We start from the raw sequence: 15,576 nt of genomic DNA, 5'->3' as shown, positions 1-15,576 counted from the left end.
GCCCCGGCGCCCGCGTTCCCCCACACGCTTGCGATCGCTGCACGCCGATCGGTCGATCAGCGTTTCTTGCGATGCTGCGCCTTCTTCTCCGCTTCCGCCTTGCGCTGTTCGACGCGCTCGAACGCCGCGGACACGTCGGGATGGGGCGCCGTGGCGTCGGCGATGGGGTCGATGGCCCCGTCGGCGCCGGTGCTGCCCTGGAAGAACACGCCGTCCTCGGACACGAGGCGCCGGCCGGTTCGTTTTTCGAAATAATACACGAAAACGGCCTTCGCGACGGCGACGGCGGGGATCGATGCCAACATGCCCACAAGCGAGCCCATGAAGCCGCTCATGGCGCCGCCGATGGCGGAGCCCGCCATCAACGCGATGAGGGTGAGCGCCGGGTGCACGTCCACCGAGTTCGCCATGATCTTCGGCGACACGAACGTGTACACGATCTGCTGGATGGCGATGGTGCCCAAAAGCGCGATCAGGGCGATCCAGGGGCTCACGAACACGCCGACGATGGCCGCCAGCGCGCCGCCCAGCCAGGGACCGACGATGGGGATGATGTTCAAGAGGCCGGCGATGCCGCCGAGCGCCGCGTAGTTCGGGACGCCGATGACGCCGAACAGCACGCCGCAGCCCACGCCGATGACCGCGCACTGCAGCAGGGTGCCCTTGATGTAGCCGCCCATGACGCGCGTGAACGTGACGTGCAGCATCTCGAGATCTTCCTGGCGCTTCGGGCCCACCAGGCGCAGGCACTCGCGGCCGAGGTCGGGCAGCTCCATGAGGATCCAGAACGCCACCACCAGCGCGAAGCCGATGGCCACGAAGCTGTTCACCACGCCCGTGCCGATGGCCACGACGCCCGTGGTGCTGTCGCGCACGAACGAGGACGCCCAATCGCCCAGCGCCTTGAGCGCCTGGGTCAGCCATTCCTGCACCGTGCTGTTGGACAGCAGGTCGGCGTAGCGGGAATACAGGTCGTTGCCCCAGCCGATGATGGTCTGCACGTAGCCGGGAACGCTTTCGATGAGGTTGGTGAACTGGCCGCCCAAGCCGAAGGCCGGGGAGAACAGCAGGAAGCCCACGAGGACGAGCAGCAGGAACATGAGCACGTAGGCGATGGTGGTGCCCGCCACGCGCGGCACGCCCAGCTTCTCCAGCTTGTTCACGGGGCCGCGCAGGCAGAACACGATGACGGTGGCCCAGATGACGATGCCCACCGGCACGCTGAGGATGTTGAACAGGTAGACGAGCACGGCCGTGAGCAGGATGCCGCCCACGATCGTCCAGACTACGAGGAAGCTGCGCTTCGCTTTATCGGTTTTTTTCGATTCGGGTTGGGGAGTGTCCACCAAGCCGCCCTTTCGTGCCGTGTGCCGTCGCCTACTTGCCCTGCTCCGTGTTCGCGCTCGCGCCGTACGTGAAGTACTGCTGCGCGGCAGCGGCGTCGGCGTTCGCGGCGGTGGTCACGGCGTCCGCCATGCTGGCGGCCGCTTCGGAGGTCTTGTCGGCGGCGGCGCGCTTGGCCTCGGCCTTCTCCTCGCGCTCGGCGCGCTGCTCGGCACGCTGCTCGCGCTGATCGGCCACGGCTTCCTGCGCGGCCTTCACCGAGGTGGTTACCACGCCTTTGACCACGTCGGTGGCCGAAACGGGAACCTCGGTGTTCGGGGCGGAAGCGGGGCGCTCGGGCGCGGGAGCCGACGCGGGCTCGACGGAACGGTCGTACGACGGGCGGTCGGCGGGAGCCGCGGCTGCGGGCTCGCCTTCGGCGCGCTCGGCCTTCGCCTGGCCCAGAGCCACCGACTCGTCGCTCGCTTTGCGCGACTTGAACGCGTTGCGCACGCGCGCGGTGACGTTGTTCACGAGCTCCACCGGGGCGTTCGTCACCGTGTCCACCGCCTCGACGGCCGAGGACACCGAGTCGGTGATCTCGTTCACGTCTTCGAGGATCTGGTCGACGCGCATGATCTCGAGGTTGGCGGCGTCCACCGTCAGCGACACGCGCTCCACGAGCGGGTCGACCTTCGCCGCGACGGGCTCGAGCGACGCCGTGATGCGCTCCACGCTGGCCAGCGTGGGCTCGACCTGTTTCTGCAGTTCGTCGACCGTTTTACGCGTCTTGCGGACGGTCATGACAAGCTCGACGACGAGCCACACCAGCACCGCGCCCACGATCACGTAGATCACGGGCAACGCTATGCTGAGAATTTCGCTTACATCCACGGTATGCCTCCTGTTTCCGAAGCCATCACTATAGCACGAGCACCTTGGATGATATACAGACCGAGGTCAACTTTTCACCCTGCTTCCATAGGAGTAGGCAATCGGTTACTTTCCGCGCGACGTGGGGTTTTCTCCGGAATCCAAGCGGTCGCGCGCAAACGTGTCGCTGCGGTAGGCCTCCCAGCCGCGATCGCTGGAGCGGTAGAAGCAGCCGCGCTGCAGGCCGTCGGGCAGGTACTGCTGGTCCACCCACCCGCTGGGATAGCTGTGCGGGTACCGGTACGCGCCGTAGTTCTCCGACCCGGGACGGTGCCGATCGCGCAGGTGGTCGGGCACGTTGCGCGACGGGCCCTTGCGCACCTCGGCCAGCGCGGCGTCGATGCCGGCCTCGGCCGCGTTGCTCTTGGGAGCGAGGGCGAGGTAGATGGCGGCCTGCGCCAGGTTGATGCGGCACTCGGGATAGCCGATGACCTCGGCCGACTTGAACGCGGCTTCGGCGATGAGGAGCGCCTGCGGATCGGCGTTGCCGATGTCCTCCGACGCGGCGATGAACATGCGGCGCGCGATGAACTTCGGGTCCTCTCCCCCGTCGATCATGCGGGCGAGCCAGTACAGGGCGGCGTCGGGGTCGCTGCCGCGCATGGACTTGATGAACGCCGAGATGACGTCGTAGTGCATGTCCTTGTTCTTGTCGTACGGCAGCGATCGGTGCGGGGTGGCCGCACGCACGTTGTCCTCGGTGATCTTCGCGGGCTTCTTCGCCGTGCCGGGCTCCACCATGCCGGCGGCCAGCTCGAGCGTGGTGAGCGCCGCGCGCCCGTCGCCGCCCGCCAGGAGCACGATGGCGTCGCGCGCCCTGTCGTCGAGCTTGTAGCGACCGCCCAGGCCGCGCTCGTCGCCGAGCGCGCGCTGGACGAGATTGACGATCTCCTCGTCCGACAGCCCGTGCAGCTCCACGACGCGCGAGCGGCTGATCAGCGCCGAGTTCACCTCGAAGAACGGGTTTTCCGTGGTGGCGCCCACCAGCACGAGCACGCGATCTTCCACGGCGTGCAGCAGCGCGTCCTGCTGGCTGCGGTTGAACCGGTGGATCTCGTCGACAAACAGGATGGTGCGCAGGCCGAACGCCGACAGGCGCTTGTCAGCCGCGTCGATCTCGCGGCGCAGGTCCGACACGGTGCCGCCGATGGCGGACACCTCCACGAACGTGGCCTTCGTCGTTTCGGCGATGACGTGCGCGAGCGAGGTTTTGCCGGTGCCGGCGGGTCCGAACAGGATGACCGAGCTCAGCTGGTCCTGCTCGATGGCGTTGCGCAGCCACGAGCCGGGGCCCACCGCCTCGTCCTGGCCGACCACCTCTTCGAGCGTGCGCGGGCGCATGCGCACCGCGAGGGGCGCAACTTCCGACTTTCGCTCGTTTTCCATTTCAGTAAATAGCGTATCCATGCCGCGTATCGTACCATGCGAACGCCTGTTTGCCTACTCATGTTTGTGGATTCGACGAAACAACCGGATGTCAAGACTTTATTTTGACGGTGCTACCCATATACTCAGAGATAGGTCCTGCCCTCGTAGCCATACTTTGCGATGGACCGATGCTGATACATGAGGGAGCTCAAGATCGCGCGTGAAATGGGGATTCGTGTCTGTTGACACGAAAGCCAGGAAGCGGGCTGCGAGCACCCACCTTTTAAGGTGGGTTCATCCTTCTGGCCGGGGGTAGGGCTTCGAAAAACGAACGAAGGGGCTGCAACGTCGACGTTGCAGCCCCTTTCCTTTTGGGAAGCCGTGCAGGTCGCGCAGCGGGGAGGGATGCCGCGCAGGCGAGGGAGCGCCTAGGCGACGGCTTCCGAGTCGGCCATATGCTTGCCGGCGATGCGCCCGAACGCGAACGAGAAGCTCACGTAGCAGCCGCACCCGGGGTAGTTGCCCGGAACGCCGAAGATGTTGGAGCCGGTGTCGCAACCGGAGCAGTACAGGTGCGGGATGGGCTCGCCCCACACGTCGAGCACCTGGGCGTCGGTGTTGATGACGAGGCCGCCGTGCGTCTCGGCCAGATTCATGGCCGGCACTTCCATGTAGCCGTCGGCGTCCATGTCCCAGCTGTTGTACACGTCGTTGTACTGCACGTTGTAGTGGTACTGCTGCGCCACCTCGATGGGATAGTAGTTGCACATGTTGTACAGGTCGGCGCCTACGGCCATCGCGGCCAGCACACCGTCGCCCGTGCAGTCCTTGCACATGTAGGTGCCGTAGTCGAGGGCGTCTTGGCAGAAGCGCTCCTGCATCTCCAAACCGGCCGGGAATCCGCCCGTGGCCAGCATGACGCCCTTGTTCGCCTTGTAGAACACGGTGCCATCGGGGCCGCTGGCCTCCACGCCGACGACCGCGCCGTCGGCGTTCGTCACGAGCTTCACGAGCGCGGTGTTGAATACGGCCTCGATGTTGTCTTGCTTCTCGATGCACGCCAGCAACGGGTCGAACAGCTCGGGGCCGGAGTTGGCGGTGTTGTCGGGAGAAGCCGTCGCCCAGTGGGTGCGCGGGACGGCCTCTTCCTGCTTGACGCCGAACTTCTCGTACTCGCAACCCGTCGCGTCAAGGCAGCCGCCCACGGCGCCGTTGTGGCGTCCCTCGTCTACCGCGCTGTTGGCCTCGGCCATGGCGACTTCGAAGCACGGCTGGCCCAGGTACTCCTCCGCAAGCGCGTCGAGCCAGTCGACGTTCGGTCCGGCCACGTCGGCGTACGCACGGGCGATCTCTTTGCTGCACGTGCCGTCCGTGCAGGTCATGACCCAGTCGTACAGCGCATCGGCGCTGTCGTCGATGCCGAGCGCCTGCTGGATCTTCGTTGGTGCGCCCATGATGGCGCCGCCGCACCGCGCCATCGAACCGCCCGGCAGCGCAGCTTTCTCGAGGATGATCACCGACGCGCCGTTGGCTGCCGCCTCGATGGCGCAGGAGGCGCCGGCCGCGCCGTAGCCGCACACGACGACGTCGGCCTCCTTCGTCCAGGCGACGGATGCGCCGCCCGATGCCGGCTCGGTTGCCGCGGTTGCCGAGCTGCCGCCCGTCGAGCAGCCGGCGAGGGCGCCGCCCGCCATCGCGATCGCCGCGACGCCGGTTCCCTTCAAGAAGTTCCTGCGGGTAAAGCGTGTGTCGTTCCCCATGATCGTACCTTTCCCTTCCTCCGATATGCCGCCACGACCGATCTCGGGCGCGGCGGGGTTTCACGGCGACGCCGTGTCGTCCCTCATGCGCGTTCTAGCTGTGGCAGGTGTAGCATTCGTATACGTCGGCGTGATGGCAGCTTGCGCATACGCGCTGGGCCTTTTTCTCGATGGTGGCGCCTGAGACATGCGTCTGATGGCAGCTCGTGCAGGTCACTTCGGCATGGTCGGCCGACTCCGGCAGCGCATGCGGGTTGACCACGGTGCCGTTCGTGTCGGTGAGCACCTCCACGTCTGCCGTGGCGGCTGCGACCTCGTCGAGCGCATGGCAGCTTTCGCACGTTGCCGCGTCCACCGCCGTGCTCTTCAACACGGCCTTCGCCGCTTTCTCCGCCGTCGCCCCCTCGTGGGCCGAGGCGAGTGTCGAGGCGTCGGCGTGGCATACGGCGCATGCCGTCCCCTCGTGCTGAGAGGCCGCACAGGTTGCGTCTTCAAACGACGACTGCTCCTTCGCATGGCACATGCCGCAATCGCTCGTCTCCGACCAGGAGAAGTCAACCTGCACCGCAGCCGCCTCGTCGTCGTTCGTCGAAGCTTCGCCGTCGTTCGCCTTCGGCGCGCAACCCGCAAGCGCCAGCGCCAGCATCGCAAGCGCGAGCACCGCGAACGTCGCGACCCGCATCGGCGAAACGGCCGTTCCTCGTTCTTCCCTTTTCATGGTTCCCCTCGTTTCCCCGTGGTTCCGTGCCTCAAGTGTACGGGGTGTATCCAATCGGTTACAAACGTTTTCACATGATGCGACGCATCATGCAATTCGGGAGAATGCACGGGGAATAGAGGCGTTTGACCTGGTTTGATTCAGGAGGGCTTCACGAGCGAGCGTACGTTGCGTGCATGCGCATGTGCAATTCGTTCGTCTTGGATTTGAGCGAGGCGTCAACCCCGGCGTACAGCTCGGCGGTGATGCGGCCCAGCTTGCCCGTGACCAGCGCGGCGCTCACTTCCCCTTTTTCGGTGAGGGCGATCACCTTGTGGCGACGATCGACGCCGGAGCCGTACGACACCAGTTCCTTGCGGGAAAGCTTCGCCACCAGAGCGGAGACGGAGGTGCGCTCGAGCATGAGCGTCTCCGCGAGGGTTGCGCACGATAACGGCGCAGGACGCGCTTCGAGCACCGCGAGGCACCGATATTCAGCGAATGACAGACCGGCGTACTGCGCGACGACACGCGCCCATCGCCGCAGCAACGCCGCGACGATCATGAGGTACGCAGGGGTGAGCACTCGATGGCACAGCCGGTTGATCTCCTCGATGCCGATGCCCAGCTTCTCCGCCACCGATGGGAAGGAGCGCATGATCTCCTCGACGTCTTCGTCCGTATGGTTCGCCCACACCGAAGACCGCAGGCTCCGGTACACCCCTTCGTAGCCCCGGTCGAGCGCATGGGCCCCTTCGGCACGCTCCCTGAGGACGGTCAGCCGCCCGTCGTTCGAGCAGCGCCCCTTGTCGACGAAGCCCGTGCGTGCGAGCGCGTTCGCGGCCACCACCACCGTATTCTCATTGGCGAGGGCGTTGCGAGGGAAATCGGCCAGCAGCAACGAACCGCCATGGGACCGCACCGACGAAAGCAGGCAGAATTCGAGATACGACACCCCGCACACCTCGGCGATCGTTTCGCCGATGCGACGATGCAAATCGACCACCACCGTCGCCAATTGAGGCGTGAACAGCACTTCGTCTTGGATCATGCGGACCCTCCTTCGATGCCTCCCTGCATCTTCTGGGGCACCTCTGCATATTGTGCCCTATAGGACACTTAGTATACCGCACCAGACCGTACTCTTTGCCTATGACTCAGACAACCAGGAAAAATGTCGGACAGCGCGTTCGGGCGCTTCGCGAGCAGAACAATCTGACGCAGGAGCAGCTTGCGCTCATGACGGGCGTGGGCCGGTCGTACCTCGCCAAGGTGGAGGCCGGCAACCGCAACGCCACCGTCGACTTCATGGAGAAGATCGCGCTCGGCCTGGGCACGACGCTGGGGCGGCTGTTCGAGGACCTGTAGGCGCCCTACTCCGCCGCGGCGATGGTGGCGAGCGCGTCCTCGAGGTCGATGTACGCCACGCACACCACCGGCGTGCCCTCCACCGCTTCCTCGGCGAACGTGCCGATCACCTCGACCCATGCGGGCTCGCCGCGACGGCTCACGCGCACGGGACCGCAGAAGCTCCGCTCCCCCGCCTCGAAGGCGCGCGAAGCGAGGGCCCCGACGGCACGGCGGCTGGCCGCGTCGTCGCCGACGAGCGCGGCGTAGAGGTCGTTGGACGCGATGACCGAGAAGTCCTCGTCCATCAGCTGGCGCGCGAATCCGAAGCCCAGCACGTTCATGAACGACGCGCCGCGCTCGAAACTCTCGCTTGGCGCGCCGCTGCCCGCCTCGTGGTAGCGTCCGCTGCGCGGATGGCGGGCGCCCGCCAGGTCCGACGTGTACTTGCTGCGGTAGAACCTGCGCTTGTCGCGGTACATGGCCTCGTCGGCGTCGAACAGCGCCCGGTCGATCTCGTCCGAGCGCGCGGTCCACTGCGCGCCGATGGCGACGTTGCAGGACGGCGTTTCGGCGAATGCGCGCTGCAAGCCGTCCACAAGCGCGCGGAACCCCTCCTCGTCGGTGTCCACCACGGTGGCCACGAACTCGTCGCCGCCCACGCGGTAGATTCGCGCCGCGCCGCCCAGCACGCGCCGCATCGTCTCGGAGCACATCTGCAGCAGGCGATCACCCTCGGCATGGCCGCCCCGGTCGTTGATCTCCTTCATGCCGTTGACGTCGAGGAAGATGGCGCCGAACGGACGGGCCAGCTTCTCGAGCGCCCGCACGTCCTCGTTGTAGCGATTGCGGTTGTACAGGCCGGTCAGCGAATCGTGGTAGCTCATCGTCACCAGCTGCCGCTCGTTCTCGATGCGCTGCAGCGTCATGGAGTAGAAGTAGCACAGCGTGCGCAGCAGCGGCGCGATGTCGCGAATGAGCTCGACCGGCGGGTTGTCCAGCCCCAGGAAGCCCACCAGCTCGCCGTCGCGCTCGATGGGCGACACGACGAGGGTGACGATCCCCTGCTGGGCGAGCGTCTCGTATTCGAAATCGTCGATGGTGCCCTTCAGCAGGCTCAGGTCCTCGATGAGCACGCATTCGTTGCGGCCGAACAGATCGAGCCACCGCGAGAAGTTCGCGTAGTCGATGCCCTGCAGGTTCCCGATTTCGGGCGCAACCCCTTCCGCACACCACTCGTACGTGTTGTCGAACAGGCTGTTATGGGCCGAGAAAATGTAGGCGCGCTCGGCATGGAGCTCCGCGCCGAGGCGCTCGAGCATGCTGTCGGAGGCGCGCTGCGGGTCGGTCGCCCGGTACAGGTCGTTGGCTATCTCGAGGATGATCTGCTCGTTCTTGTGCAGGTTCCGAAAGCGCATGCCCTCTTCTTTTTGATCGGTGAGATCGAAGCCCACCTCGAGGCGCACCAGCTTGCCGCCCCAGTTGATGAGGCGGTCATTGAGCAGGTGGCGGTGCTTCGTCAGGGGGTTCGTGAACTCCCACACGTAGCTTTTGTCAACGCTGAGCAGGTGGTTCGTGCAAAAGGGACAAGGATCGTGACGGCCCTGCAAGAACTCGTAGCACGCGACGCCGTCCAGGTCGGCGTCGAGCGGCACCTTGAACAGGCGGCGGCCGGCCTCGTTCACGTAGAGAAGCTCGTACGTTTCGATATCCGAGATGTAAAACGGATCGGGGTAGTTCAGATCGTCGTTGTAGTCAGCCATCCAGAACCCTTGTCTACGTTGCGAACCTCGTGCGAGCGGCCATACGGAACAAATAAATAGTACTTTGTCCTAGTATAGCGCGGTTCTCAGATACGCAGGCAAGGAAAGCGATATCGCTTCAGGAAAGCCGCGGGCCCCGCGCGGGGCCCGCGCGCTGCGGGGGCGGCCTCAGGCGCTGGGGAACCGCAGCACGAACGTGGTGCCCTGCCCCTCGGCGCTCTCCACCTCGATGGCGCCCCCGTGGTACATGACGGCGTGCTTGACGATGGCCAGGCCGAGACCCGTGCCGCCCGTCTCCTTCGAGCGGCTCTTGTCCACGCGGAAGAAGCGCTCGAACACCTTGTCGTGCAGCTCCGCGGGAATGCCCGGCCCCGTGTCGCTGACGCGCACGACCGTCTGCCACGCCTCGGCGCCCGCAGGCGAGCCCTCCACGCGCTCCGACCCCACCTTCATGGTGACGCTGCCGCCTTCGTGGTTGTAGCGGATGCCGTTCTCGATGAGGTTGTACAGCATCTCCTCGGCCAGCGTCTCGCTGCCCGCGATGCACGCCGACGCGCCCTCCACCTGCACCTCCACGTGCTGGTCGGCCGCGAAGCTGGCCAGACGGCCCGCCACGCGCTGCGCCACCACGTACAGGTTGATGGCCGCCGCGCCGTCGTTCTCGAAGGCCGACTCGTCCAGCTTCGACAGCGTCAGCACGTCGTTGATGAGCGAGCGCATGGTCTGCGCCTCGTCGTAGATGAGCGCGGCGAACTTCTGGCGGTCGGCCGGCTGCACCATGTCGTTCTTCATGAGCTCGGCGTAGCCCGAGATCACCTGCAGGGGCGTCTTCATCTCGTGGCTCACGTTGCTCGAGAAGTCGCGGCGCATGTTCTCAGCCTCGGCCAGCTCGCTGTTCTGGGCTTTCAGCTGACGCTGCTGCTCGTCGATGCGGATGAGCAGCGGGTCCATCTCCTCGTAGATCTCGTTGTCCAGCGGGTTGGCGAAATCGAGCGCGTCGATGGGCTTCATGATGCGGCGCGTGAGCATCTTCGACAGCAGGAACACGAGCACCACCGCCACGGCCAGCGCCACGAGCACGGGCATGAGCATCTCGCTGAGGAACGACAGCAGCGAGTGGCGCGTCTCGGACAGGCGCACGATGCTGCCGTCGTCGAGCTTCACGGCGGCGTACACGGTGTCGGTGCCGAGCGTTTCGGAGTAGCGCATGGTGACGGCCTCGCCCTGGGCGGCGGCCTCCTGCACTTCGGGACGGTCGGCATGGTTCTCCATGGCGTCGGTGTCGGCGGCGCTGTCGAACAGCACCGTACCGTCCTCGGCGATGAGCGTGTAGCGCGTCAAGCCGCTGAACTGCTCTTTCAGCGCCGGCGCGTTGTCGGACGACGGCGTGGCGTTCAGGTAGCGCGCGGCGTCCTGGGCGCTGGCGGCCAGCTCGGTTTCGGCGTCGTGCTCGTAGGACAGGTAGTAGATGGTGGTCATGGTCACGGACAGCGCCATGATGATGGCCAGCGTGAACACGAGGACGCTCGTGAATATCTTGCCGGACAGGTTCTTCACCTTGAAATGGGTGGGGCTCATGCGCGTGCTCACGAAGCGGGCTTGATGCAGTAGCCGACGCCGCGGACCGTGCGGACGAGGGCGTCGGCCCCCTCCTGCGCTGCGGCCAGCTTCTGGCGCAGCGTTTGCACGTGCACGTCCACCGTGCGCGTCTCGCCCACGTACGTCATGCCCCACACGTCTTCGAGCAGCTGGCTGCGCGACAACACGTGCCCCTGGTTCTGCAGCAGGGTGTGCAGCAGGTCGAACTCCTTGAGCGTGAGCGTGATGGGCTCGCCCGCCACCTGCACGGTGTGGGCCGACACGCACAGCTCGATGGGGCCGCACGCCAGCTCGTCGTCGGCCACCACGGGCGGCGCCGAGGCGCGGCGCATGAGCGCGTTCACGCGGCTGACCAGCTCCATCATGCCGAAGGGCTTGGCCAGGTAGTCGTCGGCGCCGGCGTCGAGGCCGCTCACCGTGTCGAACTCGGTGCCCTTGGCCGTGAGCATCATCACGGGCAGGTGCTTCGTCGCGGGGTTCTCGCGCAGCATGTGGAGGATTTCCAGCCCGTCGATCTCGGGCAGCATGATGTCGAGCAGCACCAGCTCGGGGAGGCGTTCCTTGCAGGCGGCGAAGAACTCGCCCGCCGCAGGGAAGCCCGCGGCCTCGAAACCGGCCTGCTTGAGCGCGTACACCGTCAGGTCGCGGATGTTGGTATCGTCTTCAACGTAGTAAATCATCGTGGGGGCTCCCGTGGAACGTTCCAACCGTTTCGGCTCATTGTAAAGCAGCCGGAAAGCGACCGCAGCGCCGGACGAGTCAAATTTGCGTAAAGTGTTGCGGAAGCGACGGGCCGCGCCGGACGCGGGGCGGCCCGCCGGACGCCGCACGCGGGGCAGCGGACGCCGGGCGCGGCGCGTGCCGCTACCCGAAGCGCCCGGCGACGTAATCCGCGGTGCGGGGGTCGGTCGGGTTCGTGAAGATGTCGTCGGTCGAGCCGGACTCCACCATCTCGCCCAACAGGAAGAACGCGGTCTTGTCGGACACGCGCAGCGCCTGCAGCATGTTGTGCGTCACCATGATGACCGTGTACTTGCTCTTGAGCTCGCCCACGAGGTCCTCGATCTTCGCGGTGGAGATGGGATCGAGCGCGCTCGTGGACTCGTCCATGAGCAGCACTTCCGGGCGCACCGCCAGCGCGCGGGCGATGCACAGGCGCTGCTGCTGGCCGCCGGACAGGCCCAGCGCGTTCTTCTTCAGGCGGTCCTTCAGCTCGTCCCAGATGGCGGCGTCGCGCAGGCTCTGCTCCACGATGGCGTCGAGATCCTCGCGCCTCTTGATGCCGTGCGTGCGCGGGCCGAACGCCACGTTGTCGTATACGCTCATCGGGAAGGGGTTGGGCTGCTGGAACACCATGCCCACGCGGCGGCGCAGGTTGTTCACGTCGATGGAGCGGTAGGCGTCTGCGCCGTCGAGCGTGATCTCGCCTTCGATGCGGCAGCCCGCCACGAGGTCGTTCATGCGGTTGAGGCTTTTCAGCAGCGTGGACTTGCCACAGCCCGACGGGCCGATGAGCGCCGTCACCTGGTTCTGGGGGAACTCGAGGTTGATGTCCTTCAGCGCGTGGAAGTCCTTGTAGAACAGATCGAGGTTGTGCACGCCCATCTTCACGGGCGCGTCGGCGGGGGCCTGCCGGCCGTTGCGTCCGGCCGCGCGCTCGCGGGTCTGCGGCAGGTAGGAATGCACGGTCGCGGGGGTTGCGGCGCGCGGCGCCGACTTCTCTACGGTAGCGTTAGTCATCTTGGTTTCCTTTGCTCATCTTCTTCGCGGCGAACGTGGCCAGGAGGTTCAGCACCACCACCATGACCAGCAGCACCACCGCCGTTGCGTACGTTTCGTTCACGTGCAGGCCTTCGCTGGCCAGCACGTACATGTGCACGGCCAGGGTGCGCGTCGAGTCGAACAGCGCCATGCCGCCCTGCTCGAGGAAGTTCGGGATCTGGGCGATGGAGCCCGCCGTGAAAATAAGGGCCGCCACCTCGCCCACGCAGCGGCCGAGCGCGAGGATGACGCCGCCCAGGATGCCGGGGACCGCCGAGGGCAGCACGCAGCGGAACACCGTGCGCAAACGGCCCGCGCCCAAGCCGAAGCCGCCCTCGCGGTAGGCGTCGGGCACGGCGATGAGCGCTTCCTCGGTGGTGCGCATGACCACGGGCAGCACCATGATGGCCAGCGTGCACGCGCCCGCCATGAGCGACAGGTTCCAGTGCAGCGCCGTCACGAAGAACAGCATGCCGAACAGGCCGTAGATGATGGAGGGGATGCCCTGCAGCGTCTCGGTGGTGGTGCGCACGATAGCGACGAAGCGGCTGCCGCGCGGCGCGTATTCTACCAGGTAGATAGCCGATCCTACGCCGACGGGCACCGCCATGAGCAGCGAGAGCCCCGCCATGAGCAGCGTGTTGACGAGCGCCGGCATGAGCGAGACGTTATCGGAGGTGTACTCCCAGGCGAACAGGCTGGGCGTGAGGTACGGCACGCCGTTGACCAGGATGTAGCCCACGAGGAACAGCAGCACCGCCGTGGTGAGCAGCGCGCCCAGGTACACGAGCAGCCGCAGCAGCGCCGACACGACGCGGCGCGTTTTGCGCTGGCGCGTTTCGGCGACGGCGAACAGGGCGTCGATGCGGTCGTCGGAATCGGCGGGAGCCGCGGGGGTCGAACCGGCCTCGTAGGCTACGGTGAGTTTCGGGCTCATTACTTCATCTCACCTCGCTTCTTGATGACGTTGAACAACATGGTGATAGCCAAGATGAACACGAACAGCACCACGCCGGTGGCCACGAGCGCGCCGCGGTGCAGGTCGGCCGCGTAGCCCATCTCCAGCACGATGTTCGCCGTCATGGTGCGCACGCCGTTGAAGAGGCTCTCGGGAATGAGGGGCTGGTTGCCGGCCACCATGATGACGGCCATCGTCTCGCCGATGGCGCGCCCCACGCCCAACACCACGCCGGCCATTATGCCGGAGGTGGCGGCGGGCACGATGACGCGGAACACCGTGCGCTCGTGGTCGGCGCCCAGCGCCAGCGCGCCTTCGTAGTACTTCTTCGGCACGGCATCGAGCGCGCTCTGCGCCACGGTGATGATGGTGGGCAGGATCATGATGCCCAGGAGCACGGCCGCCGCCAGCAGCGACAGGCCGTTGCCCGGCATGTTCGTGCGGATGAACGGCACGATGAGCACGAGGCCGAAGAAGCCGTACACGACCGACGGGATGCCGGCAAGCAGCTCGACGCCGGGCTTGAGCACGGCCGCGACCTTGCCGTTGGCGAACCGCGACAGGAAGATGGCGCACAAGAGGCCCGTGGGCACGCCCACGACGATGGCGCCGGCCGTCACGTAGATGCTGCCGATGATCATGGGGAAGATGCCGTAGATGTCGTTGGCCGGCCGCCACGTGGTGCCGAAGAGGAATTCCGGCAGGCCGATCTGCGCGATGGCCGGCACGCCGTTGGCGAACAGGAAGACGCAGATGAGGGCAACCGCGAGGATCGAAATCCCCGCGGCTCCCACGAACAGCGCCTTCGCGATGCCTTCCTTTATGTGCGGGTGGGACATGAAAGCTCCTTGGTTTTCTGTGAGGGGCGACTCGTTCAAGCCCCTCATGGCGCGAGGTGCCACGAGGAATCAGGGCGCTTCATCGCGCCGACCGCACCCCGCGCGCGTTACGAATCGGCGCGGTAGGGGCTCGCTGATCCGCAAGCCCCATCCCGCGCCAAGAGGGTGCTACCTTACGCCAGCGCGTCTTCCCAGGTGGTCAGCTCGCCGGTGTAGATGCCCTTCACCTGGTCGGACGTCAGGTTGTCCAGCGACGAGTCCGGGTTCACGATGACGGCGATGCCGTCCTGCGCGATGACCGTGGCCTTCACGTTGCTCTCGGAGTCCTTGAGCTCGCGGGAGACCATGCCGATGTCGCAGGTGCCCTCGGCGGCCATGTTCACGCCGGTGGTGGAGTCGGACTGGTTGACCTCGATGGTGACGTCGGGGTTGAGGGCCTTGTACGCCTCGGACAGCTTCTCCATGACCGGGGTCACCGAAGAGGAGCCGGCGATGACGATCTTGCCGGACTTGCCGGAAGCCGTGTAGGAGCCCGCGTTATCGGCCACGGAAATGCAGCCGTTGTCCTCGACCACCTTCTGGCCCTCGGCGCTCATGATGTAGTCGATGAAGTCCTGCGCCACGTCGGACACGCCGTCCTTCGTCACGATGTTGAACGGACGGGACACCTTGTACTCGCCGTTCTTCACGTTCTCGGCCGTCGCCTCGGCACCGTCGATGCTGAGCGCCTTCACCGTGTCGTTCAGCGAGCCGAGCGAGATGTAGCCGATGCCGTTCTCGTCGCCGGACACCGACGTCATCATGACCGACGTGGAGTTCGTGATGGCCGCCGACGGGGTGGTCATGTCGACCTTGTCGCCGTTCGCGTCCTTCTCCTCGATGCCGAACAGCTCGATGAACGCGCCGCGCGTGCCGGAGCCGTCCTCGCGCGAGTACACTGAGATCTGGCCCGAGGGGCTCGTCGAAGCCGACGAGCCGTCGCTTCCGCCCGTCGCAGCCGCGCCGTTTCCGCCTGCGCAGCCCGCGACGCCCAGCAGGCCGAACGCGAGCACGGCCCCCATCGCCACCATCAGCAGTCGTTTCTTCATGTTGCTCGTTCCTTTCGTTGGCGCCCCGAAGGCGCATGGTGTTCGCTTGAACGCGGGCCCGCGGCCCGCTGCGTCAACCATGATGAGGAACCAGCATCAAAGGAGTGTCGGAAGCCGATCAAATCTGAGTAAAGTTTGGG

At 66.1% G+C, this 15,576-nt stretch carries 14 protein-coding genes; 1 reads left to right on the top strand and 13 read right to left on the bottom strand.

Going from position 1 to position 15,576, the window contains the following annotated elements; translation table 11 throughout:
- Window positions 1-56 precede the first annotated feature (56 nt).
- The 6 genes from H8S61_RS08980 to H8S61_RS08955 all read right to left on the bottom strand — a co-directional run bounded on the left by H8S61_RS08980 (window position 57) and on the right by H8S61_RS08955 (window position 7,132).
- Window positions 57-1,346, bottom strand: a complete 1,290-nt coding sequence (locus H8S61_RS08980) for an AI-2E family transporter (RefSeq protein WP_186938737.1) — start codon at window positions 1,344-1,346, stop codon at window positions 57-59.
- Between the two features lie 31 nt (window positions 1,347-1,377).
- On the bottom strand, window positions 1,378-2,217 hold the full coding sequence (locus tag H8S61_RS08975; protein ID WP_186938736.1) for a DUF948 domain-containing protein: 840 nt from the start codon (window positions 2,215-2,217) through the stop codon (window positions 1,378-1,380).
- Between the two features lie 105 nt (window positions 2,218-2,322).
- Entirely contained in the window at window positions 2,323-3,663 is a 1,341-nt protein-coding gene (locus H8S61_RS08970) for a replication-associated recombination protein A (protein ID WP_154333034.1), read from the bottom strand.
- A 389-nt stretch (window positions 3,664-4,052) separates the two neighbouring features.
- Window positions 4,053-5,384, bottom strand: a complete 1,332-nt coding sequence (locus tag H8S61_RS08965) for an FAD-dependent oxidoreductase (protein WP_186938735.1) — start codon at window positions 5,382-5,384, stop codon at window positions 4,053-4,055.
- 94 nt (window positions 5,385-5,478) lie between these two features.
- A complete protein-coding gene (locus tag H8S61_RS08960) occupies window positions 5,479-6,066 on the bottom strand; it encodes a cytochrome c3 family protein (RefSeq protein ID WP_160941229.1) in 588 nt (195 codons plus the stop codon).
- A 187-nt stretch (window positions 6,067-6,253) separates the two neighbouring features.
- Entirely contained in the window at window positions 6,254-7,132 is an 879-nt protein-coding gene (locus H8S61_RS08955; RefSeq protein WP_160941230.1) for a MarR family winged helix-turn-helix transcriptional regulator, read from the bottom strand.
- Window positions 7,133-7,233: 101 nt separating this feature from the next.
- Between H8S61_RS08955 and H8S61_RS08950 the strand changes: the two genes are divergently transcribed.
- The gene (locus tag H8S61_RS08950; RefSeq protein ID WP_154333030.1) at window positions 7,234-7,449 is read left to right on the top strand and encodes a helix-turn-helix domain-containing protein; all 216 of its coding nucleotides are present in this window, start codon (window positions 7,234-7,236) and stop codon (window positions 7,447-7,449) included.
- A 5-nt stretch (window positions 7,450-7,454) separates the two neighbouring features.
- Here H8S61_RS08950 and H8S61_RS08945 read toward each other — a convergent pair whose 3' ends face one another.
- The 7 genes from H8S61_RS08945 to H8S61_RS08915 form a co-directional block, all read right to left on the bottom strand.
- Window positions 7,455-9,191, bottom strand: a complete 1,737-nt coding sequence (locus H8S61_RS08945) for a GGDEF domain-containing protein (protein WP_186938734.1) — start codon at window positions 9,189-9,191, stop codon at window positions 7,455-7,457.
- A 168-nt stretch (window positions 9,192-9,359) separates the two neighbouring features.
- A complete protein-coding gene (locus H8S61_RS08940) occupies window positions 9,360-10,769 on the bottom strand; it encodes a sensor histidine kinase (RefSeq protein WP_160941232.1) in 1,410 nt (469 codons plus the stop codon).
- 8 nt (window positions 10,770-10,777) lie between these two features.
- Window positions 10,778-11,470, bottom strand: a complete 693-nt coding sequence (locus H8S61_RS08935; RefSeq protein WP_160941233.1) for a response regulator transcription factor — start codon at window positions 11,468-11,470, stop codon at window positions 10,778-10,780.
- A gap of 184 nt (window positions 11,471-11,654) precedes the next feature.
- A complete protein-coding gene (pstB, locus tag H8S61_RS08930) occupies window positions 11,655-12,530 on the bottom strand; it encodes a phosphate ABC transporter ATP-binding protein PstB (protein WP_160941234.1) in 876 nt (291 codons plus the stop codon).
- Complete coding sequence (gene pstA / locus H8S61_RS08925) at window positions 12,523-13,488, bottom strand: phosphate ABC transporter permease PstA (RefSeq protein ID WP_154333024.1); 966 nt, start codon at window positions 13,486-13,488, stop codon at window positions 12,523-12,525. The genes pstB and pstA overlap by 8 nt, the downstream gene beginning before the upstream one ends.
- Entirely contained in the window at window positions 13,488-14,348 is an 861-nt protein-coding gene (pstC, locus tag H8S61_RS08920) for a phosphate ABC transporter permease subunit PstC (RefSeq protein ID WP_160941235.1), read from the bottom strand. The genes pstA and pstC overlap by 1 nt, the downstream gene beginning before the upstream one ends.
- Window positions 14,349-14,521: 173 nt before the next feature.
- On the bottom strand, window positions 14,522-15,436 hold the full coding sequence (locus H8S61_RS08915) for a substrate-binding domain-containing protein (protein WP_186938733.1): 915 nt from the start codon (window positions 15,434-15,436) through the stop codon (window positions 14,522-14,524).
- Between the last annotated feature and the right edge of the window lie 140 nt (window positions 15,437-15,576).

It is taken from the genome of Eggerthella hominis, from assembly GCF_014287365.1.
GTDB lineage: Bacteria > Actinomycetota > Coriobacteriia > Coriobacteriales > Eggerthellaceae > Eggerthella > Eggerthella guodeyinii.
This window is presented reverse-complemented; position numbering and strand designations above follow the sequence as displayed.